An 11,345-nucleotide genomic window follows, 5' to 3' on the forward strand; every position below is an offset into this window, starting at 1 on the left:
GATGTCTCTCGCACCCGTATCCAAGCGCTGGCTGGTCCTGGCCGCCGCCCTCCTGCTCCCCGCCTGCACCACCACCGGTACGCCACCCGGCGCGGCCGTCGCGCGTTCGCCGCAAGCAGGTGAGGGTATTGTCAGCGCCGCAGACCCGCGCGCGGCTGCGGCCGGTGTCGAGATCCTGCGCAAGGGCGGCAGCGCCACCGATGCCGCGATCGCGACGATGCTGGTGCTCAACGTGGTCGAGCCGCAGAATTCGGGCATCGGTGGCGGGCTGTTCTTCGTGCGGACCGACAGGTCGGGCGCACTTACCACCGTGGATGGGCGCGAAACCGCGCCGGCGGCCGCGACGCCCGAGTGGTTCCTCGCGCCCGACGGCAAACCACTGCCCTCGCGCGAGTTGCAGACGGGGGCACGCAGTGCCGGCGTGCCCGGTGCCCTGGCGGCTATGGCGAGCGCGCACAAGCGCTTCGGCAAGCTGCCCTGGGCCGACCTGTTCGCGCCCGCCATCCGCCTCGCCAACGACGGGTTCACCGTCTCTGCGCGGATGCACAACGGGCTCAAGCTCTACGGCCGGCATGTGACCGGCTGGGCTAGGCAGACCTACTTCCCCGATGGCGCGCAACCGGTCGCGACAGGCAGCACGATCCGCGTGCCACTGTTCGCGCAGACCCTGCAACGCATTGCCCGCGAAGGCGCGGCGCCGTTCTATCGCGGCGGTTCGGCGGCCCGGATCGCGGGCGCCCTGTCCGGAGCCGAGCAGCGACCCTCGCCGATGACGGCGCAGGATATCGGCAGCTACCGCGCCAGGGATCGCCAACCGATCTGCGCCACGTATCGCGTCTACAGGATCTGCGGCATGGGGCCGCCCTCGTCGGGAGGGATCACCGTGCTGATGATCCTCAAGCAGCTCGAGCGCTTCGACATGGCCGGGCTCGGCCGCAACTCGCCGGTCGCCTGGCATCTGCTCGCCGAGTCGGAGCGTCTCGCTTATGCCGATCGCGACATGTACCTGGGCGATCCCGACTTCGTGCAGGTCCCGGTGCCCGGCCTGCTCGATCCGGCATACCTGGCGAGCCGGTCCGCACTGATCGGCGAAGGGCAGAGCCTGGCGTCGATCGAGCCCGGCAAGCCCAAGGGCGCGCCCGAGCGCAAGCGGGTGGCCTTCAAGGACGATCCGGGCACCACCCACCTCAGCGCCGCGGACGCCGCGGGCGAGGTCGTGACCGTGACGACGACGATAAACGGCTACTTCGGCTCCGGCATCGCCGTCGACGGCTACATGCTCAACAACGAGCTGCCGGACTTCGACGCCACGCCGGCCAAGGACGGCTATCTCGTCGCCAACCGGGTCGAGGGCGGCAAGCGGCCGCGCAGCTCCATGGCGCCGACGATCGTCTACGGACCGGACGGCAAGGTGCGCCTGGCGATCGGCGCCGCGGGTGGCTCGACGATCATCTGCCAGATCGCCAAGGCGCTGATCGGCGTGCTCGACTGGAACATGAGCGCGCAGGATGCGATCGCCATGGGCCTGGTCTTCGCACCCGGCAGCAAGGGCGGCGTGATCGAGGAGGGAACCGAGCTCGTCGCCATGCTGCCGCAGCTCCAGGCGCTGGGCGAGACGCTCAAGGTCGCTCCGCTCGGCCTCAAGGCCAATGCCATCGAATACGTCGACGGCCGCTGGGTCGGCGCCGCCGATCCGCGCAGCGAAGGCGTGGCGATGGACACGGGCGGCCACGTCACGGTAATCAAGCGGCGCGTCAACGAACTGAACGGCGCCCACGAATAAGACTGAGAGGAGTGCCAGATGCCCGCCGGCATGCAGCTGAGCGACTTTCCCGAGGCGCCCAACCTCGTCGCCCTTTTCCTGCGCCGGGCCGATGCGCTCGGCACCAAGCCGTTCCTGCGCACCAAGCAGGACGGGCAATGGGCGGCGATCAGCTGGGAGGAAACGGCGCGGCGGGTCTGCCTGGTCGCCGAGCATCTGCTCGCGCTGGGGCTCAAGCCGGGCGACCGGGTGGCGATCGTGTCGGAAAACCGGCCGGAGTGGTGCATCGCCGACCTGGGCATAATGGCGGCGGGCTGCGTCACCGTGCCGGCCTACACCACCAACACCACGCGCGATCACCTGCACGTGCTGCAGAACTCCGGCGCGCGGGCGGTGATCGTATCCAGCACCAAGCTGGCTGAGCCGCTGCTACCCGCCGTGATCAAGAGCGACTGCTGCGATCATGTGATCGGGCTGGAGCCGCTGCGTGCCGGGCAGGGCCGCTTCGCCGTCCATGACTGGTCGGCGCTGGTCCAGGGCGATGCCGCGGCGGCCCGGACGGCAGTAGAGGCGCGCATTGCCGCCATCCGCCGCGAAGACCTTGCCTGCATCATCTACACCAGCGGAACCGGCGGAGCGCCGCGCGGTGTGCGCCAGCATCACGGCATGATCCTCACCAACTTGTGCGGCGTCGCCCAGGTGATCCAGGAGGACTTCGGCTGGAGCGAGGACGAGGCGATGCTCTCGTTCCTGCCGCTCAGCCATGCCTACGAGCACACTGCCGGCCAGTTCGTGCCGATTGGGCTGGGCGGCCAGATCTTCTATGCCGAGAGCCTGGAGAAGCTGGCCGCCAACATCGAGGAGACCCGGCCGACGCTGATGGTGGTCGTCCCGCGCCTGTTCGAGGTGCTGCGCATGCGCATCATCAAGCAGGCGGAAAAGCAAGGCGGCGCCGCGGCCTGGCTGATGGGCAAGGCAGTGGGCATTGCGAGCCGTAGTGCCGGCAGCAAGGCTTCGCTGGGCGATCGTGCGATGGACCTGCTGCTGGCGCCGACGCTGCGGCCCAAGATCCGCGCCAAGTTCGGGGGGCGGCTAAAGGCGCTGGTCTCGGGCGGGGCGCCGCTCAACCCCGAGATCGGCAAGTTCTTCGAGACCATCGGCGTCATGCTGCTGCAAGGCTATGGCCAGACCGAATCGGGTCCAGTGATCAGCTGCAATCGTCCGGCTGCCGGGATCGCCATGGACACCGTCGGCCCACCGCTCCCCGGCGTCCAGGTGCGGATCGCCGAGGATGGCGAGATCCTGGTGGGCGGCGAACTCGTCATGCACGGCTATTGGGATAACCCCGGCGCGAGCGAAGCGGTGCTGCACGACGGCTGGCTTCACACCGGCGACATCGGCGAGTTCGACGCCAAGGGCCGCATCCGCATCACCGATCGCAAGAAGGACATGATCGTCAACGACAAGGGCGACAACGTCTCGCCCCAGAAGGTCGAATCGATGCTGACGCTCCAGCCCGAGATTGCGCAGGCGATGGTCATCGGCGATCGTCGGCCCTACGTGGTCGGCCTGATCGTGCCCGATCGCGAATGGGCCGAAAGCTGGGCAACGGCCAACGGCGTCGACCCGGGCAAGGTGCAGGACGATCCGGCCTTCACCGCGCACGTGCGCGCCGCGATCGACCGGGTGAACGCGGACTTGTCCGTGATCGAGAAGGTGCGCCGCTTCGCCTTCGCCGACGAGCCTTTCGCGATCGAGAACGAGGAAATGACGCCGAGCCTCAAGATCCGCCGGCACAAGATCAAGGCGCGCTACGGCGAGCGGTTGGACGCGCTGTACGGCTGAGCCAGGCTGGCCTCCAGTCTGGCCTGCCCTCAATCGGCTTCAGGCCGCTTCCTTCTCCACCCACTCGGGATAGAAGCTCGGCTCGCGATCCGACCAACCCGGTGCCGTCGCCGCCGCCTCGCTGATCGAGTGCAGCAGCAGCTTGCGCCGTTCGGGCCGGATCTGCGGCAGCGCGGCGGCGCCGCAAAAGGCACCGGGCAACCACGGTCGCGACCAGGCGCCCAGCAGCCGCTCGTACAGGAAACGGTAGGCGCAGAAGCTGGCGAGCCGCCCTTGCGCCAGGTCGAAGGTGGTGACCCGCACCAGCTTGGCGAAGAATTCGCCCAGGCCGTCCAGCCCGTCTTCCTCGTGCAGCATAGACCGCATCGGCCGCAGGTCCTGGTAGGCGATGTACTGGCGGCGGATGGACGTGGCCTCGTCATCGCTGCGGGCCCAGAGCTTGAAGGCGTCGCGGCGGCCAAGGCCGACGTCGAGGCTGCGCTTGATGTAGCGCTGCTCGCACGGGGTGAACTCCGCGAATTCGCGCAATTCGCTGATGGTCAAGCTCGCGGTTCCGGTACGGCTCATGGCATTGGCCCCCTGTTCTCGGGCGTTGCTGGCGAAGCGGACCTGCCTGTCCTCTGCCGCCGCCAACAGATCACCACATCGGCCTTTCTAAGGCGTTAACCACACACCCGTGGTCTATCGGGCAGCGGAACGCTTCTGTCCGCGCGGGCGTTCTTCTCTCTGACCCGCTACCGCGGAAGTGGAGAGAGAACATGGAACTACTCTGGGCATTCGTGGTGATCGGCGGTCCGATCATCCTGGGTCTTGCGATCCTCTACGCCACCATCCAGTATCGCAAGCGCGGCCGGGACCTCGACCAGGTTTCGCAGGACAGCGCGCGCCGCGTTCGCGAGGACATTCGCCGCGAGGAAGAGCGCCAGGTCCTCAGGTAAGGTTTCGATCCCCCCTTGCGGGGGGATCTCAGATGAGGCCGGCCAGCGGGCTCGATGGATCGGCGTACTTGCGCGTTGCCATGCGGCCCGCGCGATAGGCCTCGCGCCCGGCCTCGACCGCCAGACGCATCGCACGTGCCATGCGGATCGGGTCCTTGGCCTCGGCGATCGCGGTGTTCATCAGCACGCCATCGCAGCCCAGCTCCATGGCGACCGCGGCATCGGATGCCGTGCCCACCCCGGCGTCGACCAGCACCGGCACTTTCGCGCCCTCGACAATGAGGCGGATCGTCACCCGGTTCTGGATGCCGAGCCCAGAGCCGATCGGCGCGCCCAGCGGCATCACCGCCACCGCGCCGGCGTCTTCCAGCTGCTTGGCGGCGATCGGATCGTCGACGCAATAGACCATCGGCAGGAAGCCGTCCTTGGCCAGAACTTCGGTCGCCTGCAGGGTCTCGCGCATGTTGGGATAGAGCGTGCGCGCCTCGCCCAGCACCTCCAGCTTGACGAGATCCCAGCCGCCCGCCTCGCGCGCCAGGCGAAGCGTGCGGATGGCATCCTCGGCGTTGAAGCAGCCGGCGGTGTTGGGCAGGTAGGTGACCTTCTTCGGATCGATGAAGTCGGTCAGCATCGGCGCTTTGGGGTCCGACACGTTGACCCGGCGCACCGCGACGGTGACGATCTCGGCCCCGCTCGCTTCCAGCGCGGCGGCGTTCTGGGCGAAGTCCTTGTACTTGCCGGTGCCCACGATCAGGCGCGAACGGAAGGTGCGGCCGGCGACGGTCCAGGTGTCTTCAGGCGCGATCACGGCATCGCCGCCGCCCACGAAGTGGACGATCTCCAGCGTGTCGCCGTCGGACAGCGTCACTTCGGCCAGGGTCGAGCGCGGGACGATCACGGCATTGCGTTCGACCGCGACCTTCTTGGGGTCCAACTCGAGGCTGGCGACCAGATCGGCGATCGAGGCGCCGGGCGCGATGCGGCGGGGTTCGCCGTTGACGGTGAGGTTGAGCGGGGGAAGCTGCAGTTGAGCGGTCATCACCGCCAGATAACGCTCATGCCGACTTGTGCAAGTTGCGGATATGCGCGGCCGCGACCAGCGCGACGCCGCCGATCGTCAGAACCGCCTCGGGCAGGCCATGCCCGACGAACAGTCCTGCAGTCATCAGCGACAAGCCGGAAGCGCCAAGCACCAGCGGCTCGATGCGACCATGCCGGCGAACACCGAAACCCAGCGAGATGAAGCCGATCACTACGGCCATGCCCAGGCCGATCCTGTGGATCTCCGGCGCAAGCAGCACTTGTCCGCCCAGGCCCAGAACGCCGACGAGCACGACACCCAGGATGCAGTGCACCGCGCAAAGGCCGGAGAGCAGGACGCCGAGACGGTCCATGCGATCGCGAATCGAGGTCAGGGCGCGTTGCATGCGGCTCCAGATATGTGATGTTGTATCATCCTTCAACCCGCTGAGTGAAATACTGTTCCCGATGTCGCGCGCGGGTGCGGACACTCGGGTGCGGAAATCGTAGGTCATTTCGTCCTCTTGCGCTCGGCTGCCCTCGGGCGCAGGGACGCAGGCGATGAGGATACCCCCTGCCAAGCCGATCATCGGCACGAGCGACGATATCGTCCCCATGGTACGCTGGCTGCTGTTCGTGGCCGCGCTGGTGCTGGCGATCGTGGTCGTGGGCGGCATCACCCGCCTGACCGAATCGGGCGTGTCCATCGTCGAGTGGAAGCCGGTGACCGGCGCCTTGCCGCCGCTCACGCAGGCGCAATGGCAGGCCGAGTTCGCCGCCTATCAGCAGACGCCGCAGTATACGCAGGTCAACGGCCCGGCGGGCATGACGCTGGCGACATACAAGTTCATCTATTTCTGGGAGTGGGTGCACCGCCTGATCGCGCGCGTGATCGGCCTGGCCTTTGCGGCGCCGCTCGCGTGGTTCTGGCTGCGCGGCACGATCCCGGGCGGCTACAAACCGCGGCTGCTGGCGCTGCTGGCGCTGGGCGGCCTGCAGGGCGCGGTGGGCTGGTGGATGGTCTCGTCGGGCATCGTCAACGACGTCAAGGTAAGCCATTTCCGCCTCGCCGCGCACCTGCTGGTGGCGCTGACGACGCTCGCCGGGCTGGTCTGGACCGCGCTCGACCTGATGGCCCTGAAACGTGGGGAGCCTCGCGCCCGGCTCAGTGGACTGGCTATTGCCGCGTTGGCGATGGTCATGGTGCAACTGTTCTTCGGCGCGCTGCTCGCTGGATTGCGGGCCGGAGTGGTCGCCGGCGCGGGCTGGTTCAACTGGGATGCCTGGCCGCTGATGCAGGGTCAGGTCTTCCCGGACGGAGTGGAGCCGCACCTGGTTCCGTTCAGCGACCCCTACTTCATCCACTGGTTCCATCGCTGGTGGGCCTGGGCGGTGGTTGCGGTGCTGATCGTCCTCGCGCGGCGGATCAAGGCCAGGCACCGCCCGGTTTCGGTCGCGATCCATGCCTCCTTCGGAACGCAGATCCTGCTGGGCATTTTCACCGTCTGGTCGGGAGTCACCTTGTGGATTGCCGTCGCGCACCAGTTCGTCGGCGCGCTGGTGTTGTGCGCCACTGTTTGGGGGGCACATGCCCTCGGTCGCCGGGCAGCGAGCGGTCGTCGTTGAAATCCGGCTTGGCGTGGCAGCGAGCGCGGCCCGCCGGGTTCGGCCGGTTCTCTGGACTCTTGGCGAGGGGCAAGGTTGCTTGTAGCAAGCAGCGTGCGGGCGCGGCGGTCGGCGCAGGGGTCCTGGAGGCGGCATGAACTGGCAGCAGACGTTGAACTCGCGCGGCTGGAAGGTTCCGTTCGTCAACAAGTCGCTGTTTCAGATCGGCAAGGACCTGCGACCCAAGATCGACCGCGTGATCATGCGCAACTCGCGCGTTCCCGACGCGGCAGTGCATGATAAATCGTTCTATCCCTGGATCGCGGAGCTGGAGAGCAACTGGGAAGCGATCCGCGACGAGGCTGTCCGGATTCGTGCCGAGGATATCCCCTCGCTCGGCGACATCTCGTTCGATCATGGCCGCATCGCTGCCGACCGTCGCTGGCGCGCCTTCTTCCTCAAGGGCTATGGCTATCGGATCAAGGCCAATGCCGCGCGCGCGCCCTTCACCGCCGCTGCGATCGAGCGGGTGCCGGGCCTGGTCACGGCCAACTTCTCGGTTCTCGAGGCCGGTGGGCACATCGCTCGGCACTGGGGCATGACCAAGGGCATGCTGACCTACCACCTGGCGTTGAAGGCTCCGGCCGAGCGCGACAAGTGCCGCATGCACCTCGAAGGACCCGAGCGGCTGGAAGTGCTGACCTGGACGGCCGGGCAGTCGTTCCTGTTCGACGACATGTACAATCACGAGGTGTGGAACGACACCGGGGAAGACCGCTACGTCCTGCTCATCCAGATCAAGCGCCCGTGCCGCTGGCGGGGCAGCCTGATCCAGAATGCGTTTCTTGCCGGAGTGCGCCACACCCGGTTCGTCAAGGACATCACCAAGGCGATCGAACGGGCCAGCAACAACACCGGACCTCAACCCGTCGCCACGGGCTGACCGCAGAGCATAGAAGGGTAAGGTATCATTTTACCTCCCGCCAAACCCGCCTCCAGCTTGACTTCGACGCCGATCCGAACGAAAGGGCCGCCTTCCCGCGCGGCCCGGCTCCCGGATTCGTGCGGACACAGTTCATAGGGAAAGACCAGCCATGAAGGCGCTCACGAAGGTCACCCGGTCGATCAAGCCGGCCGAGGTGGAGAAGAAATGGCATCTGATCGATGCCGAAGGCTTGGTGGTCGGCCGTCTGGCCGTCATCGTCGCCGACCTGCTGCGCGGCAAGCACAAGCCGAGCTTCACCCCGCACGTCGATTGCGGCGACCACGTCGTCGTGATCAACGCCGAGAAGGTGCGTTTCACCGGCAACAAGCTGAAGCAGCAGACCTACTACAAGCACACCGGCTATGCCGGCGGCATCAAGGAAGTGACCGCGGACAAGGTCCTCGCCGGCCGCTTCCCCGAGCGCGTGCTGGAGAAGGCGGTTGAGCGCATGATCCCGCGTGGCCCCCTTGGCCGCGATCAGATGCGTGCACTGCACGTCTATGGCGGTGGCGAGCACCCGCATGCCGGCACCCAGCCGCAGCCGCTCGACGTCGCTTCCATGAACCGCAAGAACAAGGTGGGCGCGTAATGTCCGACACCGATACCGTCCAGAGCCTGTCCGACCTCGCGGACCTCACCGGCGGCGCCGTGCCTGAAGGCACGGAAGCCGAAGCGCCCAAGATCCGCACCGGCCCGGCCGCGCCGATCCGCGCGCAGGAGATCGACGCCCAGGGCCGCGCCTACGCCACCGGCCGCCGCAAGGACGCCGTGGCCCGCGTGTGGCTGAAGCCCGGCAGCGGCAAGATCACCGTCAACGGCCGTGACCAGGAAGTCTACTTCGCGCGTCCGACCCTGCGTCTGGTCATCGCTCAGACCTTCCAGATCACCGACCGCGTCGACCAGTACGACGTTGTCGCCACCGTTAAGGGCGGTGGTTTGTCGGGCCAGGCCGGCGCCGTGAAGCACGGCATCGCCCAGGCACTCAGCAAGTTCGAGCCGCTGCTGCGCAGCACGGTCAAGTCGGCCGGCTTCCTCACTCGCGACCCGCGCGTCGTCGAGCGTAAGAAGTACGGCCGCGCCAAGGCTCGCCGCAGCTTCCAGTTCTCGAAGCGCTAAGCTTCGCCAGAGACTGCCCCTTTCGAAAAGGGCTCGCGGGAAACCGCGGGCCCTTTTTCCATGCGCCAGGCAGGTGGTTGCCCCCAGGAACAACCGTGCAACCTCAACAGGGAAAGCGGATTGTTAACCACTCGCTGCCATCCTCTTCCCGATGAAGGGGAAAGCAGACCAAGGTCGAAGCAAGAGCGAAACCGGCATTCGCTTGGGCCTGATCGCCGCACTGGGCTACTGCCTTCTGGCGACGGTCACGATCGAGGTAAGCAGCAGCGGGCACGAGCATGCTACTGTCTGGCCCGCCGATGCTCTCATTCTCGCTTTGCTGCTCAAGTCGCCGCGTTCGGCTTGGCCGACGATCCTGCTGTGTGGTTGGATGGGCAACCTGCTGGCGAACGTGATCGGGCGCGGCCCATCCGCAGGCGTCGTGCTCTATGGCGCGATCAACATGGCACAGGCGCTGGTTGCCGCTTGCCTGATCGTGCGCTCGCTCTCTAACCGGCGCGACTTCCTCGGCGACACCAAGGCAAGCGGCCAGTTCCTGCTCTTCGCAGGATTGCTGGCGCCGGGCCTGGGCGCGGGTGCAGGCTCGCTCGTCTCGCTGGTGGCGTACGATGTGCCGTTCGGCGAGTCCTTCCTGCGCTGGTTCGCCAGCAACGCGATCGGGCTGCTGATCGGCACGCCGATCATGCTGGCGATCCTGGACGGCAGCTATGGTCGTTGCTTCGGGGCGAAGACAGCCCTTCAAAGATCCGAGACACTGGCGCTCATAACGGCGCATGGACTGCTGACGGCCGCCGTGTTCAGCCAGACCAGCTACCCGCTGCTCTTCCTGCCGTTGTCCTCGCTGCTGCTGGTCGCCTTTCGCCTGGGGCGCCTCGGCACGTTCGCAGGAGTCGCGATCGTGGCCTGCGCCGGAGCCACAGCGACCTACCTGGGTATCGGCCCGGTAGCGCTGATCACCGAAGGACCGGTGTTCCAGTCCCTGTATTTCCAGATCTACATCGGCGTGATCTTGTGCACGGCCTTGCCGGTCGCGGCCACGGTATCTTCTCGCGCGGATGCGCTGGTCGAACTGGCGGAGCATCGCAAGGCGTTGCAGCAGATCCTGGCGAATGCACCCGAAGGCATCCTCAGTTTCGACGAGACCGGCACCTGCCGCTGGGCTGACGGCCGCTTGAAGGAACTCACCGGCGTCGAACCATACGCCTTTGTCGGCTGCACGCTCAAGGAAGTCGCATCCTTGACGAGCCGGGCGTTGCTGCAGTTCGCCGATGAAGCCGTGCATGACGCCGGCCGGGCGATCACTTGCGATTTCAGCCCCGACTGCACGCCGGAGCGCACGCTGGAAGCATCCGTCGGTATCGTCAGCCAGGGCGAGCGGCGCACCGGCATGGTCATCACCATGCGCGACATCTCGGCACGCAAATCGCGCGAGGCGGCGATTACGCGCATGGCGGAAACCGACGATCTGACCCGGGTTCTCAACCGCAAGGGTTTCCGCACGCGCCTGAGCGAAGCGCTCGACAATTCTGACGGCCCGCTCACATTGGCGCTGATCGACGTCGACCGGTTCAAGTCGATCAACGACACGTTCGGCCATGCCGTTGGCGACCGCGTGCTGGAAGCCGTGGCGCAACGCCTCCAGGCAGGAACTCGCAACACCGACTACGTAGGCCGGCTCGGCGGTGACGAGTTCGCCATCCTGTTCGGCTGCGATGTCGCCACCGCGCAAGCGGCGTGTGAGCGCATCGCCGAGCACTTGCGAGTGGCACTGGAAGTCGATGCCAACGGCAGTCGGGTCGTCGCTTCGATCAGCTGCGGCGTGGCCCAGCGGCAACCGGGCATGACGCGCAGCCACTTGTTCGACGCGGCCGACACAGCCCTGTACGAGGTCAAGCGCGCCGGTCGCGACGGCGTGCGCGTGGCAGCCTGACCCTGATCTGCGGAGCCAGCGCCATGGGCTGAAGCGCGGGGGATACTCGCTGCGCTTGTCCCTCGGTCGCGTAACTCGGACCGATCCTCTCCTGTTAACCACCACTCGCCTGCGATCCAATCTCACCTTCGAGCGTGAGGCGCG

11 protein-coding genes are annotated in these 11,345 nt (G+C 67.0%); 8 read left to right on the top strand and 3 right to left on the bottom strand.

Annotation, left to right across the window (positions count from 1 at the left end):
• Position 1: 1 nt before the first annotated feature.
• Both ggt and HNO88_RS06535 read left to right on the top strand, forming a co-directional pair.
• On the top strand, positions 2-1,783 hold the full coding sequence (gene ggt / locus HNO88_RS06530) for a gamma-glutamyltransferase (RefSeq protein ID WP_184243303.1): 1,782 nt from the start codon (positions 2-4) through the stop codon (positions 1,781-1,783).
• Between the two features lie 30 nt (positions 1,784-1,813).
• The gene (locus HNO88_RS06535) at positions 1,814-3,607 is read left to right on the top strand and encodes an AMP-dependent synthetase/ligase (protein ID WP_184243559.1); all 1,794 of its coding nucleotides are present in this window, start codon (positions 1,814-1,816) and stop codon (positions 3,605-3,607) included.
• Between the two features lie 39 nt (positions 3,608-3,646).
• Here the strand turns inward: HNO88_RS06535 and HNO88_RS06540 are convergent, their stop codons facing one another.
• Entirely contained in the window at positions 3,647-4,174 is a 528-nt protein-coding gene (locus HNO88_RS06540) for a hypothetical protein (protein WP_184243305.1), read from the bottom strand.
• Between the two features lie 191 nt (positions 4,175-4,365).
• Between HNO88_RS06540 and HNO88_RS06545 the strand changes: the two genes are divergently transcribed.
• Positions 4,366-4,545: a hypothetical protein gene (locus tag HNO88_RS06545; protein WP_184243307.1), complete on the top strand. Its 180-nt coding sequence runs from the start codon at positions 4,366-4,368 to the stop codon at positions 4,543-4,545.
• Positions 4,546-4,573: 28 nt separating this feature from the next.
• Here the strand turns inward: HNO88_RS06545 and thiS are convergent, their stop codons facing one another.
• Together thiS and HNO88_RS06555 are read right to left on the bottom strand one after the other, a co-directional pair.
• Positions 4,574-5,584: a sulfur carrier protein ThiS gene (thiS, locus tag HNO88_RS06550; RefSeq protein WP_184243309.1), complete on the bottom strand. Its 1,011-nt coding sequence runs from the start codon at positions 5,582-5,584 to the stop codon at positions 4,574-4,576.
• Positions 5,585-5,600: 16 nt separating this feature from the next.
• Entirely contained in the window at positions 5,601-5,972 is a 372-nt protein-coding gene (locus HNO88_RS06555) for a MerC domain-containing protein (RefSeq protein WP_184243311.1), read from the bottom strand.
• 154 nt (positions 5,973-6,126) lie between these two features.
• Between HNO88_RS06555 and HNO88_RS06560 the strand changes: the two genes are divergently transcribed.
• The 5 genes from HNO88_RS06560 to HNO88_RS06580 all read left to right on the top strand — a co-directional run bounded on the left by HNO88_RS06560 (position 6,127) and on the right by HNO88_RS06580 (position 11,201).
• The gene (locus tag HNO88_RS06560) at positions 6,127-7,191 is read left to right on the top strand and encodes a COX15/CtaA family protein (protein ID WP_184243313.1); all 1,065 of its coding nucleotides are present in this window, start codon (positions 6,127-6,129) and stop codon (positions 7,189-7,191) included.
• Positions 7,192-7,324: 133 nt separating this feature from the next.
• Positions 7,325-8,113 carry an aspartyl/asparaginyl beta-hydroxylase domain-containing protein gene (locus HNO88_RS06565; protein WP_184243315.1) on the top strand — a complete coding sequence of 263 codons (789 nt, stop codon included), beginning with the start codon at positions 7,325-7,327 and terminating at the stop codon, positions 8,111-8,113.
• A gap of 151 nt (positions 8,114-8,264) precedes the next feature.
• On the top strand, positions 8,265-8,744 hold the full coding sequence (gene rplM / locus HNO88_RS06570) for a 50S ribosomal protein L13 (RefSeq protein ID WP_184243317.1): 480 nt from the start codon (positions 8,265-8,267) through the stop codon (positions 8,742-8,744).
• Complete coding sequence (rpsI, locus tag HNO88_RS06575) at positions 8,744-9,271, top strand: 30S ribosomal protein S9 (RefSeq protein WP_184243319.1); 528 nt, start codon at positions 8,744-8,746, stop codon at positions 9,269-9,271. The genes rplM and rpsI overlap by 1 nt, the downstream gene beginning before the upstream one ends.
• Positions 9,272-9,422: 151 nt before the next feature.
• Complete coding sequence (locus tag HNO88_RS06580; RefSeq protein ID WP_184243321.1) at positions 9,423-11,201, top strand: sensor domain-containing diguanylate cyclase; 1,779 nt, start codon at positions 9,423-9,425, stop codon at positions 11,199-11,201.
• Positions 11,202-11,345: the final 144 nt, after the last annotated feature.

The sequence above is a fragment of the Novosphingobium chloroacetimidivorans genome (assembly GCF_014204535.1).
GTDB lineage: Bacteria > Pseudomonadota > Alphaproteobacteria > Sphingomonadales > Sphingomonadaceae > Novosphingobium > Novosphingobium chloroacetimidivorans.

Excerpts from the sequence above, each read along its gene's own strand:
- ggt (WP_184243303.1), top strand. The coding sequence starts at position 2 with ATGTCTCTCGCACCCGTATCCAAGCGCTGGCTGGTCCTGGCCGCCGCC.
- HNO88_RS06535 (WP_184243559.1), top strand. The coding sequence starts at position 1,814 with ATGCAGCTGAGCGACTTTCCCGAGGCGCCCAACCTCGTCGCCCTTTTC.
- HNO88_RS06540 (WP_184243305.1), bottom strand. The coding sequence starts at position 4,174 with ATGAGCCGTACCGGAACCGCGAGCTTGACCATCAGCGAATTGCGCGAA.
- HNO88_RS06545 (WP_184243307.1), top strand. The coding sequence starts at position 4,366 with ATGGAACTACTCTGGGCATTCGTGGTGATCGGCGGTCCGATCATCCTG.
- thiS (WP_184243309.1), bottom strand. The coding sequence starts at position 5,584 with ATGACCGCTCAACTGCAGCTTCCCCCGCTCAACCTCACCGTCAACGGC.
- HNO88_RS06555 (WP_184243311.1), bottom strand. The coding sequence starts at position 5,972 with ATGCAACGCGCCCTGACCTCGATTCGCGATCGCATGGACCGTCTCGGC.
- HNO88_RS06560 (WP_184243313.1), top strand. The coding sequence starts at position 6,127 with ATGAGGATACCCCCTGCCAAGCCGATCATCGGCACGAGCGACGATATC.
- HNO88_RS06565 (WP_184243315.1), top strand. The coding sequence starts at position 7,325 with ATGAACTGGCAGCAGACGTTGAACTCGCGCGGCTGGAAGGTTCCGTTC.
- rplM (WP_184243317.1), top strand. The coding sequence starts at position 8,265 with ATGAAGGCGCTCACGAAGGTCACCCGGTCGATCAAGCCGGCCGAGGTG.
- rpsI (WP_184243319.1), top strand. The coding sequence starts at position 8,744 with ATGTCCGACACCGATACCGTCCAGAGCCTGTCCGACCTCGCGGACCTC.
- HNO88_RS06580 (WP_184243321.1), top strand. The coding sequence starts at position 9,423 with ATGAAGGGGAAAGCAGACCAAGGTCGAAGCAAGAGCGAAACCGGCATT.